The organism is Pedobacter sp. UYP24 (genome assembly GCF_054057295.1).
Genome location: NZ_JBSRZD010000002.1, coordinates 14,747 through 34,656 on the forward strand (window position 1 = coordinate 14,747; position 19,910 = coordinate 34,656).

Genomic DNA, 19,910 nt, shown 5'->3' on the forward strand with positions numbered 1-19,910 from the left:
GTTATGAAATCAATTCACAAAATCGGTGCAATCCCTTGCATCGGTCTAATCAAGAAAATCATGAAAAAGTATATGGTTATCCTGCCTGTAAGTGCCATGACCTTATTTGTGTCCCTGCCCACCGGGGCAAATGCGCAGATAGCGGTATTGGAAGTTATCAAGGCCGGAGTAAAAAAAGTAATCAAGGCGGTTGACTTGAAAGTCCAACGCCTACAGAACGAAACCATCTGGTTGCAGAACGCCCAAAAGGTGTTGGAAAACCAGTTGTCCAAATTAAAGTTAACAGAAATTGCCGATTGGACAGAAAGGCAAAAAGACCTGTACAAAAATTATTATGAAGAACTGTGGAAAGTCAAATCAGCCATTGCCTACTACAAGCGTATTAAAGATTTAACAGAAAAACAGGTAGCCATTGTTGATGAATACAAATGGGCCTGGGGACTATTCCAAAAAGACAAGCATTTCTCTGGCGATGAACTGGAGTACATGCAGAAAGTTTATTCGGGCATATTGGATGAAAGCATTAAGAATTTAGATCAAATTTTACTGGTGGTGAACTCATTCAAGACACAGATGAGCGATGCCAAAAGGCTTGAAATCATTAATGTTGCCGCTAACCAGATGGATGCCAATTACAGCGACCTCAAAACTTTCAATACGCAGAACAGCATGTTAAGTATCCAAAGGGCAAAATCACTGGACGAAGTAGCCATTTTAAAAGAACTGTATGGAATCAATTAAGCTAAAAATCATAGTATGCCTGATGTTGATGCTTTTTTCTACCACAACCAGTTTTGGGCAAACCTTGGCAGAATTCTTTAACCAGAAGAAAACGCAGAAAAAATACCTGATCGAGCAGCTTGTAGCTCTAAAACTATATACTGGCTACCTTAAAAAAGGTTATGATATTGCAAGTTCCGGGCTTGGTACGATAAAGGATTTGAAAAATGGCGAGTTCAACCTGCACCATACTTTTATTTCCTCGCTGAAAACCGCTAGTCCAGCCATCAAAAACAGTGGTAAAGTTGCCCAAATTATTGCCTATCAGCTAGCTATCGGTAGCGCATTTAATGGTGCCAGTAATAACGAATCCTTATCTGCCACTAATCAGCAATACCTCAAAGAAGTAAAGGATAAAGTGATGGAAGAATGCCTGAACGATCTGGAGGAACTGCTATTGGTGATTACATCAGGCAAAGTAGAAATGACAGACGATGAGCGCATTACTAGACTGGACAAAATTTATGTGGCGATGAAGGATAAATCCGCATTTACCCAAAGTTTTACTGCTGATGTAAGCCTACTCGTCCAACAGAGGGAGAACGAACAGAAATCTATTAACCATTTAAAAAAACTATATGGAAACCCATAAATTAAGAACAGAAAGACCAATGCTGAAAGCTTTTCAGCATGGCATGCTATGCCTATTGTTGACCGTAGCGGTATTGCCTTCCAGAGCACAATCCACCGAAGTACAGCAATTGCTGCTGAATGTGGAAAAATTGAGCCAGTTAAAAAACATCCTTTCTGATATGAAAAAAGGCTATACCATAGTCACTAATGGCTACAATGCGGTAAAAAATATTTCACAGGGCAATTTCTCTTTACATGAGGTATTCCTTGAGGTGAGGTCATGGCATATGCCTGACGAACATCTGGTATCACTTCAACTTTATCGGAAGCTTATGGCCTTTTGTACTGGGGTAAAACTTTGATGGGCCGCATCCGGACCGCCATACTTTTCGTGCCCTATCCTAAAAAGGGGCACTAAAAGCATTCAAATTGGGGCAAAATAAACACCAAAACGTTCTGACTATCAATTGATTAATATGGTATTTGTGCCCCAATTTAAATATTAAAAAAAGGACACCGAATAGGGCACATTTATCTTGATATTATATGTATAAATTGGTATGAAAGAAAATTATAAAACAACAAAAAACCCCTTTAATCATACAATTAAAGGGGTTTAGCCGACTTTTAGTTAGTCTAATTGTCGGGGTGGCAGGATTCGAACCTACGACCTCCTGCTCCCAAAGCAGGCGCGATACCGGGCTACGCTACACCCCGAACTGGTATCTTCTTTTTTTAATTCCCTTTTTCGAAGGGATTGCAAAGTTAGACTTTAAACTGGTATAATCTAACTTTGTTTAAACTATATTAATGTATCAACTACATCAACAAATTTAAGCGGAGGAAGAGGGATTCGAACCCTCGGTACCGTTGCCAGTACGACAGTTTAGCAAACTGTTCCTTTCGGCCACTCAGGCATCCCTCCAATCTCAAAAGCTCCCTTTTGAGGTTGCAAATATAGCAATTCATTGATGTTTGCAAAGAAAAATTACAGTGTTTGATGATAATCTATCCGCACATGATAGATACTCATAAGCATTGTCTTGAAAATCAGCTTTATAGTTTCTATATCTTTTAACGTAATATCGCAATTATTTAGCTGGTCCTGCTCCAGTTTATAGTTAATTATACGTTCAACCAATGCATTGATGCTTTGTGCATCCGGATTTTTCAGACTCCTGGATGCGGCTTCCACCGAATCTGCCAGCATTAAAACACCCGTCTCTTTAGAGAAAGGGATCGGTCCGGGATACCTGAAAATGTTCTCATCAACAAATTTTTCCGGTGAATTCTTTAAAAAACTTTGGTAAAAATAATCTACCCGTGTGTTTCCATGATGCGTTCTGATAAAATCGATCACACTTTCTGGCATCTGATGCCGGCGCGTAATTTCTATTCCCTTGTGGACGTGCTTAATGATAATCTGTGCGCTTTGCTCGTAAGGAAGCTTATCATGCGGACTAACAGCCGTATTTTGATTCTCAATAAAGTATTGTGGGTTTTCAATCTTTCCAATATCATGGTACAGTGCCCCTGCCCTTACCAGCAAGGAGTTTCCACCAATCTTAAAAATAGCTGCCTCAGCAAGATTGGCCACCTGTAGAGAGTGCTGGAATGTACCCGGCGCCTTAAAGGCCAACTCCCGCAAAAGTTTATTATTGGTATTGGTTAATTCTATCAAAGCAATATCTGATGTAATCCCAAACACACGCTCAAATGCATAAATCAATGGATAGGCCAGTAATGAAAGTAGTACGCTAACGACAAAGGGAACAAAATTTCCCCATTCAATATTTGTTATGGAACCCTCCCGCAGCAGTGCGATGCCTACAAAAGAAATAAAGTAAGCAGAAAGTATAAACAGTGCAGACAACAGTAATTGTTCTCTCTTAATGAGGTTCCTGATGCTATATATAGCTACCATACCTGCAGTGGTTTGAAAAAACACAAACTCAAAGCTATTGGGCACAAAAAATCCCGCAATCAGTATTACCAGTAAATGCAAATAGAGCGCCAGCCTGGTATCAAAAAGGATCCTGATAACGATGGGTACAATACAAAATGGGATGTAATACAAACTTGGCAAATTCAACTTTATGGCCCATGTTAAAGAAAGCAACATGGTGGTGGTTACCAGTAAAATTAGCGTAAGCTGCCTGTTATCGGCAAAAATATCTTTCCTAAACAGCTTAAGAAATACCATCAGCAGACTTACAATAAAGCCTACCAGCAAAATCTGACCGAAATAAACAAGTTTGCTATCCCCTATGGTTTTGGTTTGGGCCTCGTATATTTCTTTAAAAGATTGGAGCTTCTGATATACCTCCTCATCGATTACATTATTTTTTGCAATAATGAGCTCGCCTTTTTGAACCATACCTCTGGTGGTAGACAAACTGTTGACTGCATTTCTCTGCACCATTACAGTTAGTTTCTCGTTAAAAACTATGTTTGCCTGTAAATGATCTTCAACCAGGTTTAGTACGGCTTCCCTAACTTTTAGATTTACAGACTTAAACGTATTGCCATAGTAATCAAGGGCAGATTGAACAGTAAAAAAATCACCCGAGCTTTGTGTTTTACTCACGTTATTTTGAACCAGGGAAAAATCATAATTCTTAACCTTCTTTTGATGTTTCGCATTAATGGCGATGATGCCTTTCTCGTAGATCGACTTGAGCAGATTAAAAGAATATTTTTTATAGCCCTCCTTTTCACTCTCTGGTAATGCAATACTTCTCCATTTTACATCAAACTCGCTTAAATAAGCATCTTCTACTCCTTTAACCATTTCGGTATTGAAAGTATAAATGGGCAATATATTATCTAAAGCATCCTTTTTATCAATAGCTACCTGGGGTGTAGTCTTTAAAATGGCAAAGCTGAATGGTGCTACCAGGTCTTTGTTCTTCCAGATTTCCCCTTTTTCAAATTCATACCTAAAGCGGGGTTGCTTAGGCAAAAAAGCCGTAATCAGAAAAACAGAAAACACCATCGTCAAATACTTAATGTTGGATGAGTACTTTCTGTAAAGCACTCTACGAGAATTCTTTTCGATTTTAGCCAAAACGATTTTAGATTGATTTATTCAAAAATAAGATAATTTTTTGGCACTCCCTTCATTTATATACTGAGCAAAATGGGGCCTTGGGCCTTAGTTGCTATAGGCTTGTCCCTACTTTCTCCCACATAAATCCCACCTTTCTCCCACTAAATGATTCTTTTTAGGGACAATTGTGGGAGAAATAAGGCATTTAGGTAGAACATGTGGGAAGGCAGCCCATAACTTGCGCGGATCCAATACCAATTAAAACATTTGCAATTACTGCTGATTAATGGCAACGCCATTACTACTCCACAGCAATTATTACATAACTTTGCTTTCAACCAAATTAGATTGAAGATGAAAGAGGTAGTAATCGTATCGGCAGTAAGAACGCCTATAGGGAGTTTTGGAGGTTCATTAGCAGGGTTTTCTGCAACGCAATTGGGTGCCCTTGCTATAAAAGCAGCGGTAGAAAAAGCAGGGATAAAACCTGCTGATGTGCAAGAGGTGTATATGGGCAATGTACTTTCTGCTAATTTGGGCCAGGCCCCTGCCACACAAGCCGCTAAATTTGCTGGTTTACCAGATGTTCCAAGTACAACCATTAATAAAGTGTGTGCTTCTGGCACGAAAGCCATCATGCTTGCCGCCCAAAGTATTGCCCTCGGACAGCAGGATATTATTGTGGCCGGTGGCATGGAAAGCATGAGTAATGTACCTTATTATCTGGATAAGGCCAGAAATGGCTATAGATTAGGTCACGGACAAATTATTGATGGCTTGGTAAAAGATGGTTTATGGGATGTTTATAACGATTATCACATGGGTTCTGCTGCTGAGCTCTGCGCTGAAGAATGTGGTTTTAGTCGGGAAGATCAGGATGCTTTCGCCATTGGTTCTTATAAAAAATCTCAACAGGCCCAACAAAATGGCAATTTTAACCATGAAATTATAGCAGTAGAAGTTAAAGACCGTAAAGGCGATATTACTTTAATAGATAAAGATGAAGAGCCCTTTGCCGTTAAGTTTGATAAAATACCCATCTTAAAGCCTGTATTTAAAAAGGATGGTACCGTAACTGCTGCCAATGCATCCACATTGAATGATGGAGCGGCAGCTTTGGTGTTGATGAGCGCTGATAAAGCTGCTGAATTGGGATTGAAGCCTCTTGCCAGGATTTTGGCTTATGCCGATGCACAGCAAGCCCCGGAATGGTTTACCACCGCTCCTGCTAAGGCCATTCCGCTAGCTTTAGCTAAGGCTGGAAAGAATTTGGCAGACGTAGATTTTTTTGAAATTAATGAGGCTTTTTCCGTAGTTTCACTTGCAAATAATAAAGAGATGGGCTTGGATGCAGATAAGGTGAACATTTATGGCGGTGCGGTAGCGATGGGGCATCCTCTTGGTGCCTCGGGCGCTAGGATAGTGGTAACCCTCTTATCCGTTTTGGCACAGAATAATGGCAAAATAGGTGTGGCAGGTATTTGTAATGGCGGTGGAGGTGCCAGTGCCATTGTAATAGAAAATTTAAGCTAAATGAGCAAAGGCATTCGCGCGTTAGTAACTGTGTTTTTAGCCTGCTTTTTTGCAAGTAGCGTTAATGCGCAGCATAGCTTTATCTTCAACAATGTTCCGATAATGACCAAGTATCAGGATACGTTGATCAGGCTGGGTAATGAAACCGCAGCTGCGCAAAGTACTGGAGAACGTTTTGCAAAAAATGCTGCTTTTATAAAGACACTGGTTAATTCGTTAAAAACGCAATCCTCCTTTACCTTCCCTTTTGATTCGCTGCAAAAGGTAAGTATCCTAAAATCCCCTGATCATTCTTTCCGCATTTTTTCCTGGCAACTGCCTCTTGAAGATGGCAGTTATCGCTTTTTTGGCGCCATTCAAATGGCGACTAAAGATGGCAAGCTGAAGCTTTTTCCATTGATTGACAATACAGACAACTTTACTGATGTTAACCAGGTTACCAGCAACAAAAACTGGTATGGTGCCCGTTACTATGAAATTATCCCCGTGGTGGTAACCGGAAAAGCACCTTATTTTGTGTTGCTGGGCTGGAAAGGCAATACCATTAAAACCACCAAAAAAGTGCTTGAGGTTATTTCATTTGATAAGGGAGCGCCCGTATTTGGCATGCCTGTTTTTGAGGGTGTAAAAGCTGGTAATACAAAAAGTAGAATCGTTTTTGAATACAACAAGCTTAATTCTATGACGCTAACCATGGATAAGAGCGTAAACATGATTGTTTTTGATCATTTGGCGCCTTTTTCTGATGATGTGGTAGGCAACTTTGAGTTTTACGCTTCGGATTTAAGCTTTGATGCTTACAAAATTGTTAATGGCCGGTTAAAGCTTGTGGAGAACGTAGAACTGAAGAATGATCCAAGCAATTTGGACGACTTTTACGTAGATCCTAAGGACAAAAATACTAAAGCCATAAAAAAGCTATAAGTTTGAAAGTATGGCTACAGGTAGCTATCTTGCACTTTGAACTAACTGAACTGACTATATTTACTAAAAAACTAACATGAGTACAAAGAGTTTGGATACCCCAAATAATTTTTTTGAGAGTAAAGTGCTCGGACATCCTGCCGGATTGTTCGTTTTGTTCTTTACAGAGATGTGGGAGCGCTTTTCATATTATGGAATGCGTGCTTTACTGGTCTTGTTTTTAACATCAACCATTGCTGCGGGTGGCTGGGAATGGACTAAGGCTGATGCCTTAACACTATATGGTACTTATACCATGGGCGTTTACCTGACACCTGTGCTTGGTGGTTTAATAGCCGATAGGTTATTGGGTTATCGTTGGGCAGTAATATTAGGTGCTTTGATTATGACCTTGGGACATGCAAGTATGGCCATGGAAACACCTGCTTTCTTATACATCGGACTGGGTTGTTTAATGGTTGGAAACGGTTTGTTTAAACCAAACATGACCTCAATTGTATCTAAAATGTATAAGGATTTCCCTGAGAAAAAAGATGGTGCTTATTCTATCTTTTATATGGGCGTAAATGCGGGTGCATTTTTAGGTATCATGATTTGTGGCTATATCGGCGAAAAGATTTCATGGAGCTGGGGCTTTGGTTTAGCGGGAATATTTATGTTTCTGGGAATGCTGCAGTTCTATTTCACTAAAAACATTTTTGGTAATATCGGCCTGCTACCGGGAGAAGAGAGAAAGCTAAAAGCAGCGGAGAAAGAATTGAATCCGGATAAGGAAGTGATTGAAGAACATGTACCAGGCAATATAGTTCGGGACAGGTTAATTGTAGTAATGATATTCTCCATTTTTACCATCTTCTTTTGGGCTGCTTTTGAGCAAGCCGGTGGTAGTATGACCATTTTTGCTAAAGAGAATACCGTAAGGATATTAACTGGAAGTGCAGGGTTGTCATTTAAAATTGTAGATGCCCTTTTAACCATTGTACCACTGGGTATTATTTCTTATGTGTTATTTAAGTTATTTACACAAACCTTTGCGAAATATAAAATAGGGAACACGATTCTTGCGGCTAGTTTTGCTATTATCTGGGTTATTGTGCTATGGAAAGTTCAACGTGAATTTGCAGCAGAAACAACAGAAATTGCAGCCTCTTGGTTCAATATTCTAAATTCGTTGTTTATCATTTGCTTTGCCCCTGTATTTTCTAAATGGTGGGAAAGTAAATACAACCTTGCTGCCTCTTTTAAATTTGGTTTAGGTTTGGTATTGCTCGGAATTGGTTTTGGATTTCTAGCCTATGCTGCCACTGCTATTACTTCTCCAGATATTAAAGTAAGTTTGATCTGGTTGGTATTGGCATACCTGTTTCATACACTGGGTGAACTTTGTATTTCTCCTGTAGGCCTCTCCTACGTTAGCAAGCTGGTTCCTGCCAAGTGGATTGGATTCATGTTTGGGGTATACTATTTATTTATCGCGATGGGTAACAAGCTTGCTGGTGCATCTGGAAGTATGATTGAAGAGATCACCAAGAAATATAGCTTATCTACGTTTTTCTTGATTTTTACATTGATTCCAATCGTAGCCGGCTTTATTATTACGGTGCTTCATCCGCTGATTAAGAAGTTAATGCACGGAGTTAAATAATTAATTTAAGGATGGCTGAAAACCTAACGCTGGATCAAATCCAGGATTTTAAAGGGAAATATCCGAAGCAGCTTTGGTCGCTCTTCTTCTCGGAAATGTGGGAGCGCTTTTGTTTCTACGGAATGCGCGGTATGCTCACCTATTTTATGGTGACACAGCTATTGATGAACGATGTGGATGCTAATTTACAATATGGAGCCACTCAGGCTTTTGTATATGCATTTACTTTTATAGGCGGCTTGTTTGCTGATAAGATTCTGGGTTTTAGAAAATCTTTGTTTTGGGGTGGCATATTGATGATTGTCGGCAGTGCCATCTTAGCCTATGATCCGCATCAGTTTTTCTTTTTGGGTATCAGTTTTACTGTAGTAGGGACGGGTTTCTTTAAACCGAATATCTCTACCATGGTTGGTAAATTATATCGTTCTGATGATCCGCGTAGAGATGCTGGTTTTTCTGTGTTCTATGCCGGTATCAATATAGGAGCATTATTAGGTGGGTATGCATGTATCGCAATCGGTAAAGACTATTCATGGCACCTGGCATTCGGACTGGCCGCCATAGTGATGACAATCAGTTTGATTACCTTTCTTTTTACCCAAAAAGGTTTGGGTCCTATTGGCCTGCCTCCTACTGGAGATCAGGATATTACAGAAGAATCTTTAGCAGGAATTGACGATAAAATACCTACTGAACCTGTATTGGTTAAACGTACGTCTATCAACAAAAAATGGTATGATTATATCGTATATGCCGGTACTCTTGCCGTTGTCCCGGTAATTATGATTATGGTTGCTAAAACGCAGTATACCGACTGGTTTATGTACATTATTGGTCCGGCTGCTTTACTCTATTTGTTCTTTGAAATGGCTAAGTATGGTGTTGCTGAAAGAAAAAAGTTGCTCGCTGCTTTAGTATTTATTTTATTCTCTATTGTTTTCTGGGGAATTTATGAGCAAAGTGGTGGTTCATTGGCCTTGTTTGCGGCAAGAAACCTGGATAACAAGCTACTTGGTGGCGCACTTACATTGGACCCTAATGGCGTTAATAATTCTGCCAATTCACTATTCATCATCATCTTTGCCTTTTTAATTAGTTTGATTTGGATCGCCCTTGCGAAGAAAAAGATAGAACCAAACACCATTATTAAATTTGGACTGGGCTTTTTATTTCTGGGTGGCGCATATTTTATATTCTATGCCACAAGATTCTTTGCTACGCCAAATGGAATAGCTTCTTTAGACGTGTTTACCATAGCTTATTTTGTAGTGACCATTGGAGAATTGTGCTTATCGCCCATCGGATTGTCTATCATGACCAAATTGTCGCCACCTAAATTACAAGGGGTAATGATGGGTATGTGGTTTTTAGCAAGCGCATACGGACAATATGTTGCAGGTATTTTAGGCGCAAATCTTTCTGAGGCAGGAGAAAATGATACTCCCCTTCAAAAACTAATGACTTATACTGATGGTTATAAACAACTTGCTATTTATTCGTTAATTGCAGGAGTAGTATTGATCGCTATTTCGCCCTTGGTAAAAAAGCTGATGCAGGAAGTAAAGTAAATACTTAACTTCGCCTCTTTAATTTAGCATACGTGTCAGACAGTTTAGTTATCATCCCAACCTACAACGAGAAAGAAAACATTGAGAAGATCATTAGAAAGGTTTTTTCTCTCGGCTTCTTCTTTGAGATCCTAATTATTGATGACGGTTCTCCTGATGGTACGGCAGAGATTGTTAAATCGCTGCAGCAAGAATATCCTGCATTACACCTGGAACAACGTAAAGGTAAACTCGGCTTAGGTACGGCGTATATACATGGTTTTAGATGGGCCCTGGAGAGAAAACAATACGCGTATATCTTTGAAATGGATGCTGATTTTTCTCATAATCCCGACGATTTGATCAGGTTGCGCCAAGCATGTGTGGAAGGTGCAGATATCGCTGTTGGATCACGCTATGTAAATGGTGTTAACGTGGTAAACTGGCCAATGAGCAGAGTATTGATGTCTTACTTCGCTTCGATGTATGTCAGGATGATTACAAGAATTAATATTCAGGACGCTACTGCGGGTTTTAAATGCTATACACGCGAGGTTTTAGAAACTATACCGTTAGATAAGATCAGATTTGTGGGTTATGCCTTTCAAATAGAGATGAAATTTACCGCGCTTAACTATGGTTTTAAAGTAGTAGAGGTGCCAATTATATTTACCGACCGTACAGAAGGCACTTCAAAAATGAGTACCCGTATATTCAGGGAAGCTTTTATAGGCGTAATCCAAATGAAGGTTTGGAGCTGGTTTAGAAAGTACGACAGAAAGACAATCAGTTAGTTTTTTGGCGTTTTTCCTTCCCGCATCATTTCCCCGAAGTCCATTCCCCTATCCATAGCGGATACGATCTTCACTATTCTTTTTGTACGGGTAGGCTCGGTCTTTGCAGAATTGAGCCAATTGATATACCAGTTTTGGTGCGACTTAGGCATTTTTAAAAAGCCAGCAATTAATGCTGGTTCATCTGTTAAACAAAGCTCAAGATCTTCAGGTATTTCTATTTTAAAATCCTTATCCTCTTCCAAATCAAGGCTTAATACAGCACCCACTTCTTTTTTTAACTGCTTTCTTAGACTGGCTTTAAGCGCAAGAATAAAATCGCCCTCTCCCATCGGCACGGTAGCCATGCCTTCTATAGCTAGCTGATCTATTTTTCCTTTTACCCGGAAACTCTTTTTGCAATCTGGTTTGATCTGATTGGCCAAAGCCTGAGGGATGAAGACATAGGTCCAGCCAGTCTTTTCGCCCATTTCTGCAAAGCGCTCTATTTCTGCCTTAAAGGTCACCATCAAATAAAATTACTAGAATTTTTCGGTTACACCAATACCGAACAATGCAAAATCGTACTTAACCGGATCTATAGGATCAAACTTTAATAGCGCATTTGTCAATTCTACAGCAGTTTGCCAATCGGTCTGCTTTCGCTGTATCAAACCCAGCTTACGCGCCACGCGATCTACATGAACATCGCAGGGGCAAATCAAATCCTTTGGCTTTAAGTTGTTCCATAAGCCAAAATCAACCCCTTTATTGTCTTTCCGTACCATCCACCTGAGGAACATATTTAAGCGCTTACAGGTAGACTTTTGCAAAGGCGATGACACATGTTTAATTGTTCTTCTTGGATAATCTTCTAAAGAGAAGAAATACGAACGGAAGTAATTAAGACTCCTTTCAATTTTTGGTCTTTGGTGCGTTATTTCTGATAGTAAACACGCGGAAGAAGAGTAGAACTCCGCTTTCCCAGGTATGGCATCAGAAACATAATCGCCGTTAAATTCATCAGCAGGCGACAAAAAGGCTGCCTCCAGGGAATCATACTGTGTATAATGCATTTTAAAAAATGAAATAAAATACAAAAGATCTGTATCGTTAAATGTTCTGTGCTTGAATCCCAACAGGCGCTTCAAGTCATCATCTGAATGGTAAATCATAAAATTGTAAGGATCATTATCCATACGATCAAACAGCTCCCTACATTTATTGATTATTGTTTTACGCTGTCCCCAAGCTAAAATTGCCGCAAAAAATGCGGCAATCTCTATGTCTTGTTTCTTTGTAAATTGATGTGGAATACAAATCGGGTCATTTTCTATAAAATCAGGCCTGTTATACTGCTCCGACTTCATATCCAGAAAATCCTTAAGTTCTAAAAATTCCAATGGCTATTAAATTAACTAAGGGCTTGTTCCAAATCAGCAAGCAAATCATCAATGTCTTCAACCCCAACGCTTAATCTGAGTAGGTTATCCGTTACCCCAACCTTTTCACGCTCTTCTTTTGGAATGGAGCCATGTGTCATGGTGGTTGGATGGTTAATTAAAGATTCAACGCCACCTAATGACTCTGCAAGGGTAAATACTTTAAATGAAGAAGCTACTCTAAAAGTTTCTTTTAAATCAGCATCCTTAATTGTAATGGATACCATACCACCGAAATCCCGCATCTGCCTTTTCGCAACATCATGATTTGGATGGTCTTCAAATCCAGGCCAGTAAATCTTATCAATCTTTGGATGATTGCGCAGGAAATGCGCCACCTTTGCCCCGTTTTCACAATGTGCTTTCATCCTTAAATGCAGCGTCTTTATGCCTCTTAGAACAAGGAAAGCATCTTGCGGACCAGGAGTTGCACCGCATGCATTATAGACAAACCAAAGGTCTTTATAGAGCTGATCGTCATTTACCAATAAGGCACCCATTACCACATCAGAGTGACCACCGATATATTTAGTAACAGAATGCATCACAATATCAGCACCCTGATCCATTGGGTTCTGAAGGTAAGGAGATGCAAAAGTATTATCAACAGCTAGGAGTAACTTATGTTCTTTAGTGATCTTTGCCACTCCAGCTACATCAATGATCCTCATGGTTGGATTAGTAGGTGTTTCAATCCAGACTAATTTGGTTTTTTCGGTGATAAAAGGCAATATATTCTCCGGTTTAGATAAGTCCAGGAAATGAAACTTAATGCCATACTTTTCATATATTTTGGTAAAAATCCGATAGGAACCACCATAAAGATCATTTCCAGTAATCACTTCATCACCAGGACTTAGCAACCTAAGTACGGCATCAGTAGCACCCATACCACTAGAGAAAGCAAGACCATACTTCGCATTTTCAAGTGCGGCTAAGCAATCCTCTAAAGCCTTTCTGGTCGGGTTGGTACCCCTGGAGTATTCAAAACCTTTATGATCGCCCGGCGATTTCTGTGCATAAGTTGATGTTTGGAATATAGGGGTCATAACCGCTCCTGTAGATGGATCTGGTTCCTGACCTGCGTGTATAGCTTTAGTTGCGAATTTCATGGTTAACGAATTGATTTAAATAAAAAAAGCTTGTTTTTAAAAAAGCTGTAAAGCAAGATTAAAAAGGTAATGTATTAGTTTTTAACGGTTAGTAAGCCCTGGCAAACAACACCCTTTGTATGGAAGGCTTACCAGAATAAATACAAACACCATCTTGTAATGGGTTATTTAAAGGAACGCAGCGAATGGTTGCTTTAGTCTCTTCCTTAATTTTTTGTTCTGTTTCCGGACTGCCGTCCCAATGCGCCGAAATGAATCCTGCCTTAGTATCCAACAATTCTTTAAATTCTTCGTAAGAATTGGCCTCAGTGATGTGCTCTTCTCTGAATTTTAAAGCTTTGTTAAAGATATTGGCTTGAATCTCATCCAGTAACTGGGCAATATAAATATCAAGACCTTCCTGATTTACCGTTTGCTTTTCTCTTGTATCTCTGCGGGCAAGTTCTACAGTACCGTTTTCCATATCGCGACCGCCAATTGCAAGCCTTACTGGAACGCCTTTAAGCTCATATTCTGCAAATTTAAAGCCTGGCCTTTGCGTATCTCTATTGTCGTACTTAACAGATATACCTAATTTTTTAAGCTTTGGCGACAGCTCGTTTACAAATGCAGATATTTTTTCCAATTCTTCATCACTTCTATATATTGGAACAATAACCACCTGTATTGGCGCAAGTTGTGGTGGCAGTACAAGACCTGCATCATCACTATGTGCCATAATAAGCGCACCCATTAATCTGGTAGATACTCCCCATGAGGTTGCCCAGACATGCTCGATCTTACCTTCCTTATTGGTGAACTTCACATCAAAAGCTTTTGCGAAATTTTGTCCTAAGAAATGTGATGTGCCTGCCTGAAGCGCTTTACCGTCTTGCATTAAAGCTTCGATGCAATAGGTATCTAATGCGCCTGCAAAACGTTCGTTAGGTGTTTTAACACCTTTTACTACTGGAACAGCCATCCAATTTTCAGCGAAATCTGCATATACATCCAGCATTTTTCTTGTTTCTTCAATCGCTTCATCAGCAGTTGCATGCGCGGTGTGTCCTTCCTGCCAAAGGAATTCTGTAGTGCGTAAAAAGAGTCGTGTGCGCATTTCCCAGCGCACCACATTAGCCCATTGGTTAATCAATAAAGGCAAATCACGGTAGGACTGAATCCAGCCTTTATACGTATTCCAGATTATGGTTTCTGAAGTAGGGCGAACAATTAATTCTTCTTCAAGCTTTGCGGTCTCATCTACGATGATGTTTCCGTTGCCATCATTCTTAAGGCGATAATGTGTCACAACGGCACACTCAGTCGCAAAACCCTCTACGTGTGAGGCTTCCTTAGAAAAAAATGACTTAGGAATGAATAAGGGGAAATAGGCATTACTGTGACCGGTATCTTTAAATTTCTGGTCTAATACTGCCTGTATTTTCTCCCAAATAGAGTATCCATAGGGTTTTATGACCATACATCCCTTAACTGAGGAGTGTTCTGCCAGGTCAGCTTTTATAACAATGTCGTTATACCACTGGGAATAGTCTTCGTTTTTACTTGTAATGCCTTTGCTCATAGCTCTCTGGAACGTTTTTTGTGTTAAATAGCTTGTAATGTATCCCGCAAATTTATAAATTTATACCTACAAAAAAACCAGAACACACAAAACCCAAATATATATGAAACCATTTCATTTTTTCACCAGTATTCTTGCCGTTACAGCGATAGCTGTTTCGTCATGTTCTACACCCCGGCTTGCTCAGCAGGGTGTTGATAGCGATGATGTGTATAGTAGTAAGGCACAGGCGAAAACCTATGTGCCGGTTGCTATCCGATCGTCACAAGAGGCTCCTTCAGGACAGCAATACCAAGAGGATGACTACTACGGAACGAGTGATCCATATTATGACATGGATTACTCTTCCAGAATAAATCGTTTCTCTTACGGATCCACTTTTAGATCTTATTACGATCCTTATTTTTACGGAAGCTTGTATTCTCCTTATAGCATGTACCTGGGTTATAATGACTTTTTCGGTGCCGGTTACGGAGGCTGGGGATATCTTTCTTCTCCATTTTATAGTTTCAACAACTTTGGATATAACAACTTTGGATACGGAAACTATTACGGAGGTGGCTATGGAGGCGGATATTATGGTGGTGGCTTCTTAGGGGGTGGTTATTACGGTGGCGGTTACTATTCAGGTAGAACTACTATGGTGCAAGACTATAAAGCGAGACCTTACATGGGCAGAGAAAATGGAGTTGGGGCCAATCGTGCAACATCCAGAACTGCAAGCTCAAATACAAGACGAGTTGATGTAAATGGTAATGTTGTAAATGACAGAAGCAGATCTGACCGTACTAATCCCAATACAGCACCAACAACACCTAGCCGCTCAGAACGTTCTACTGCTCCGGCAGCAAGACCAACACGTACTGAAAGTGCTCCTGCACAAAGACCTGCTCCTACTTATACTCCTCCCGCCAGATCGGAAGGTACAAGGAGCAGCGGTTCGTCATCATCAGGAAGCAGCAGCGGCAGCAGTGGTGCAAGACCAACAAGATCAGGTAGAGGATAGTTTTTGATCATCAAAACACACATGAAGAAAATAATTTTATCACTGGCGGCTATAGTAGCCACTACAGGAAGCATATATGCACAAAGTTTTGCACCTGATGCGTTCAGGTTTTCACAAACAAACTTTGGAAGTACGGCAAGATTTAAGGGAATGGCTGGCGCACAAATTGGCGTTGGTGGAGATATGAGCTCTTTAGGAGCAAATCCTGCAGGACTTGGTTTGTTTACCAAATCAGAATTTAGTTTGACACCTGAGTTCAATAACATGAACGGAAATGCATCTTTCCTTAATGCAAATACAACATCTTCCAAGGATCGTCTTAACTTAAACAACTTAGGCGTTGTTATTTACAGTCCGACATTAAGGACTCAGGGACAAGATACGCAACGGGGTTTGGTAAGTTCTGTATTTGGTTTTGGATATGCCAGAAACAATGATTACAATGCAGATTTCAGCTATAAAGGTACCAATCCAAACAACTCGATTGCAGATTATTATTCTGATTTAGCAAATGGTGCTAATGCAGATCCGAAGTCATTACAATCTGGAAGTTTGGAAAGAATGGCCTATGACGGTTATTTAATCGGATATGGACCAATTAATTCTACACCCGGTGCTGCCAGTGCTTATTTCCCTGAAACTGACGTAAATAATGTACAGCGCAAGAGTGAGATCAGATCAGGTTCTACATCTGAATTAACTGCTGCAGGCGCATTAAACATTTCTAATCAGTTCTATCTTGGTGCCAGTATTGGACTGGTAAATATTAGGTATATTAACGACAGTGAGTTTACTGAAGCTGGTTTTAATGTAACAGAAAATTCAAATTACAGCTTATCAATGAGACAAAACCAGCAAACAACTGGTTCTGGTATTAATGGTAGGTTGGGTGTTATTTTTAGACCCGTAAGCACTTTCCGTATTGGAGCAACTTTACAAACACCTACCTGGTTGTTAGTAGAAGATAACACCACAGTAACTCTTGACACAAAAATTGCGACCGGATCAAGTGCGGGAAGTTATGTTAGCGACCCAACCAATTATGTATTTCAATATAAGCTCCGCACACCGCTTAAAGGCTCTTTGGGAGCCAGCTACGTAATTGGTGGAAAAGCATTGATTAGTGCTGATGTAGATTATATAGATTATTCTTCCATTCTTTTTTCTAATAATGTAAACAGCAATGACCCCAACCGGATAATGGCTGAAAACGATAACATTAAAAACAACTATAAGGAAGCGTTTAATTATAGGTTTGGAGCTGAGTACAAATTGGACAACTTTTTTAGTTTAAGAGGGGGCTACGGATTGAATGGTACCGGTGTAAAAACAGATAATAATGGTTATTATGATACTAAGATCTATACTGGAGGTTTAGGCTATCGGGTTAACAATTACTATTTTGATCTCGCCTATCAACGACTGGAAACCAATACGAGCCTTGCTCCCTACGAATTGGGCACCGCAGCTAATCCATTAGAGCCAGTTGCAGAAATTAAAACAGCCAGAAATAATGTATTCTTAACCTTTGGCGTAAAATTTTAATTAATTATATTTTTTGTTGGAGAGGGATTGCTTAAATGCTTTCCCTCTTTTGCATAATTATATCTACCCGCTTTTCTACTGCTTCATCTTTAATAAGTTCTGGCGCATGATGTGGCTTTTTGCGTGCATCGATGATTAGTGGCCCGACGCAACCCCAATGCTTGTCTTTGATAAATTCATCAACACCATAAATATCTGTAGCAGGATTGCTTCTTGTAAAAGTTACCCATATTAGATTGTTAATATTTTTAGCTACAAACTCTGCATCATCACAAAGAACAACAATCATAATCCCATTTAAATCTTGCGTTTTAAGCGTAGTACTTAAAGCATCAATTTCATTTTTTGCAATTGCAGCATTGGTGTATGGTTTTCCACTTAGAGCTACTATTCCGGGGATGACTAAGGTTGGCTTATAAAATTCACTAGTTAGGTTATCCCATTTGATAGCTGTCGCCAGAACACGCTTAATTTCACCTGCGGCAGCGAACACAACCTTAGACCCGCTATTTAAGCCCTCCCCGCTATAATCTAGTGTATCTATTGTAGTTTGGGTGTGGAAATGTAAATCCCTTTTCAGGTCTATACGAGAAAGAATGTGTTGTAAAAAATTAGAAAGATCATTAGTATTTAATCTTTTATCATCTTCTTGTGCGGCAATAAATAAGTATTTAGCTAAACTGAGTTGATTCTTTCCTAAGATGTGGTTTGCTATGGTTAGGATTTCCTGTGGCCTGCGTTCTTTCAAATATGGCGTATAACGCTCGCTACCTATAGCAAAAAGCAGTGGATGTACTCCTGCTGCGTCTACCGCATTAACTTCTTTTAATCCATGAATCTCTTTTGGTAGGGCTGAACCTGTTATTTCGTGGATCAATGCACCAAAGCTAGTGTCTTCCTGTGGTGGTCTGCCCACTACAGTGAACGACCAAATGGCATCCTCCCGGTGGTATACATTGTGAACCTTCATCACGGGAAAAGGATGTGTTAAGCTATAATAACCTAAGTGATCACCAAATGGGCCCTCAGGCTTTGTTTGCTGAGGATACACAGTTCCAGTAATAACAAAATCTGCATCAGCAGAAATGCAAAAGCCTTCCTCATCATAAAAGTATCTAAACCTTCGGTTACCAAGTGCACCTGCAAATGTCATCTCAGACAGTCCTTCAGGAAGCGGCATAACCGCTGCAAGAGGGTGCGATGGCGGCCCACCTACAAATATACTCACCTTAAGTGGTAGTCCTTTTGCATTCGCTTTAGATTGGTGTACGCCTATTCCACGATGTATTTGGTAGTGCAATCCTATTTCTTCATTTAATAAGTAGTCATTTCCAGCAAGCTGAATCCTGTACATACCGAGATTGGCATTTAGAATACCCGACTTATCTGGATCTTCAGTATATACTTGCGGCATGGTTATAAAGGGACCTCCATCCATTGGCCAGTTTACAATTTGCGGCAATTCACTAATGGTAGTCTTTTTAAATGCTTGTTTAAAAAGACCTTGTTTAAGGGGAAGGGCAGTTAGGGCACTTAAGCCGAGGCCTGGTAACTTTAAAGGATTTTTTAAAGCCTTCATGGGATCAGACCTCAAATTTACAAGCTGTTCTACTTTCGGAAGACTATCACGAAACATAAACCTGGATCTTTCTAGTGTTCCAAATAGATTGGATACAGCAGGAAACTTGGTTCCTTTTATCTTCTCAAAAAAAAGTGCTGGTCCCTGTTCTTCGTAAACCCTTAGATGAATTGCTGCCATTTCAAGATAAGGATCAACTTCTTCCTTTATTCTTATCAGGTGACCATGATTTTCAAGGTCTGTAACACATTCAGCTAAACTTTTATATCCCATGCTGCTTCAAAGGTATTAAAAGAAAAATCGCCATCCCGAATTTATTTCAGCATGACGATTCTAATTATTTTATTTGGAAAAGACTACTTTTTGCCTGCAAATGAACGAAGCATCCATGTTGTTTTTTCTTTGAACTGCATGAACTTATTTACCATATCATTGGTACCATCATCTCCAGCCTTATCTGAAGCTTCCATTAAATCGCGTTCAATTTGTATAAGTATAGCCATATCATCCAGAACAGCATCAACCATTGCCAAATCGTTTAATCCAATGGTATTAATTTCTTTAATTTCGCTTTCAGCGATATAATCAGCAAAACGGCTATGGGGTGGTTTACCCAGTGTTAAAACACGCTCAGCAATCTCGTCAATTGTTAATTGGGCATTGGTGTACAACTCTTCAAACTTGATGTGTAAGGTGAAGAAATTTTGTCCTTTTATATTCCAGTGACAGCCTCTTAACTTCTGGTAATGAATGTGGTAATTTGCTAAATATTCATTAAGCAGATCAACTACTGGCTTTACTTCTTTCTCGTTTAAACTTATTTCTTTTGCGTCCATAATAA

Annotated in this window: 16 protein-coding genes, 2 tRNA genes and 1 pseudogene; 10 read left to right on the forward strand and 9 right to left on the reverse strand. The window is 39.7% G+C overall.

The features are described from left to right. Positions 1-3 precede the first annotated feature (3 nt). The 3 genes and pseudogenes from ACVWYN_RS04690 to ACVWYN_RS04700 form a co-directional block, all read left to right on the forward strand. On the forward strand, positions 4-741 hold the full coding sequence (locus tag ACVWYN_RS04690) for a conjugal transfer protein TraI (protein WP_457287676.1): 738 nt from the start codon (positions 4-6) through the stop codon (positions 739-741). Beyond that, positions 728-1,372 (forward strand): hypothetical protein, encoded by a 645-nt coding sequence (locus ACVWYN_RS04695; protein WP_457287677.1) that lies wholly within the window; start codon positions 728-730, stop codon positions 1,370-1,372. The genes ACVWYN_RS04690 and ACVWYN_RS04695 overlap by 14 nt, the downstream gene beginning before the upstream one ends. Before the next feature lie 43 nt (positions 1,373-1,415). Continuing rightward, positions 1,416-1,625 (forward strand): annotated as a pseudogene (locus ACVWYN_RS04700) (TerB family tellurite resistance protein); the annotation flags it as partial. A 371-nt stretch (positions 1,626-1,996) separates the two neighbouring features. Here the strand turns inward: ACVWYN_RS04700 and ACVWYN_RS04705 are convergent. The 3 genes from ACVWYN_RS04705 to ACVWYN_RS04715 form a co-directional block, all read right to left on the reverse strand. After that, a tRNA-Pro gene (locus ACVWYN_RS04705) sits at positions 1,997-2,070 on the reverse strand. Positions 2,071-2,191: 121 nt separating this feature from the next. Continuing rightward, a tRNA-Ser gene (locus ACVWYN_RS04710) sits at positions 2,192-2,278 on the reverse strand. Between the two features lie 63 nt (positions 2,279-2,341). Then, positions 2,342-4,348 carry an HD family phosphohydrolase gene (locus ACVWYN_RS04715; protein ID WP_457287678.1) on the reverse strand — a complete coding sequence of 669 codons (2,007 nt, stop codon included), beginning with the start codon at positions 4,346-4,348 and terminating at the stop codon, positions 2,342-2,344. A 408-nt stretch (positions 4,349-4,756) separates the two neighbouring features. Between ACVWYN_RS04715 and ACVWYN_RS04720 the strand changes: the two genes are divergently transcribed. From ACVWYN_RS04720 to ACVWYN_RS04740, 5 genes are all read left to right on the forward strand, one after another. Further along, complete coding sequence (locus ACVWYN_RS04720) at positions 4,757-5,935, forward strand: acetyl-CoA C-acyltransferase (protein WP_457287679.1); 1,179 nt, start codon at positions 4,757-4,759, stop codon at positions 5,933-5,935. Beyond that, positions 5,936-6,859 (forward strand): hypothetical protein, encoded by a 924-nt coding sequence (locus ACVWYN_RS04725; RefSeq protein WP_457287680.1) that lies wholly within the window; start codon positions 5,936-5,938, stop codon positions 6,857-6,859. Positions 6,860-6,935: 76 nt separating this feature from the next. After that, on the forward strand, positions 6,936-8,504 hold the full coding sequence (locus tag ACVWYN_RS04730; protein ID WP_457287681.1) for a peptide MFS transporter: 1,569 nt from the start codon (positions 6,936-6,938) through the stop codon (positions 8,502-8,504). A gap of 11 nt (positions 8,505-8,515) precedes the next feature. Beyond that, the gene (locus ACVWYN_RS04735) at positions 8,516-10,072 is read left to right on the forward strand and encodes a peptide MFS transporter (RefSeq protein WP_457287682.1); all 1,557 of its coding nucleotides are present in this window, start codon (positions 8,516-8,518) and stop codon (positions 10,070-10,072) included. Between the two features lie 32 nt (positions 10,073-10,104). Next, complete coding sequence (locus ACVWYN_RS04740) at positions 10,105-10,845, forward strand: polyprenol monophosphomannose synthase (protein WP_457287683.1); 741 nt, start codon at positions 10,105-10,107, stop codon at positions 10,843-10,845. On the opposite strand, the gene ACVWYN_RS04745 is transcribed toward ACVWYN_RS04740, so the two are convergent. The 4 genes from ACVWYN_RS04745 to proS all read right to left on the reverse strand — a co-directional run bounded on the left by ACVWYN_RS04745 (position 10,842) and on the right by proS (position 14,939). Next, positions 10,842-11,354, reverse strand: coding sequence for a YdeI/OmpD-associated family protein (locus ACVWYN_RS04745; RefSeq protein ID WP_457287684.1), 513 nt, complete (start codon positions 11,352-11,354; stop codon positions 10,842-10,844). The two genes, ACVWYN_RS04740 and ACVWYN_RS04745, sit on opposite strands and share 4 nt — an antisense overlap. Before the next feature lie 12 nt (positions 11,355-11,366). After that, a complete protein-coding gene (locus ACVWYN_RS04750) occupies positions 11,367-12,227 on the reverse strand; it encodes a TIGR02757 family protein (RefSeq protein WP_457287685.1) in 861 nt (286 codons plus the stop codon). A gap of 11 nt (positions 12,228-12,238) precedes the next feature. Beyond that, entirely contained in the window at positions 12,239-13,378 is a 1,140-nt protein-coding gene (locus ACVWYN_RS04755) for a cystathionine gamma-synthase (RefSeq protein ID WP_457287686.1), read from the reverse strand. A gap of 88 nt (positions 13,379-13,466) precedes the next feature. Beyond that, positions 13,467-14,939 carry a proline--tRNA ligase gene (proS, locus tag ACVWYN_RS04760; protein WP_457287687.1) on the reverse strand — a complete coding sequence of 491 codons (1,473 nt, stop codon included), beginning with the start codon at positions 14,937-14,939 and terminating at the stop codon, positions 13,467-13,469. Positions 14,940-15,042: 103 nt separating this feature from the next. On the opposite strand from proS, the gene ACVWYN_RS04765 reads away from it, so the two are divergent. Both ACVWYN_RS04765 and ACVWYN_RS04770 read left to right on the forward strand, forming a co-directional pair. Beyond that, positions 15,043-15,945 carry a hypothetical protein gene (locus tag ACVWYN_RS04765; RefSeq protein ID WP_457287688.1) on the forward strand — a complete coding sequence of 301 codons (903 nt, stop codon included), beginning with the start codon at positions 15,043-15,045 and terminating at the stop codon, positions 15,943-15,945. Positions 15,946-15,966: 21 nt separating this feature from the next. After that, on the forward strand, positions 15,967-17,490 hold the full coding sequence (locus ACVWYN_RS04770) for an OmpP1/FadL family transporter (protein WP_457287689.1): 1,524 nt from the start codon (positions 15,967-15,969) through the stop codon (positions 17,488-17,490). Between the two features lie 31 nt (positions 17,491-17,521). Here the strand turns inward: ACVWYN_RS04770 and ACVWYN_RS04775 are convergent, their stop codons facing one another. Both ACVWYN_RS04775 and ACVWYN_RS04780 read right to left on the reverse strand, forming a co-directional pair. Beyond that, complete coding sequence (locus tag ACVWYN_RS04775; RefSeq protein WP_457287690.1) at positions 17,522-19,342, reverse strand: UbiD family decarboxylase; 1,821 nt, start codon at positions 19,340-19,342, stop codon at positions 17,522-17,524. Between the two features lie 83 nt (positions 19,343-19,425). After that, positions 19,426-19,905, reverse strand: coding sequence for a Dps family protein (locus ACVWYN_RS04780; RefSeq protein ID WP_457288364.1), 480 nt, complete (start codon positions 19,903-19,905; stop codon positions 19,426-19,428). Between the last annotated feature and the right edge of the window lie 5 nt (positions 19,906-19,910).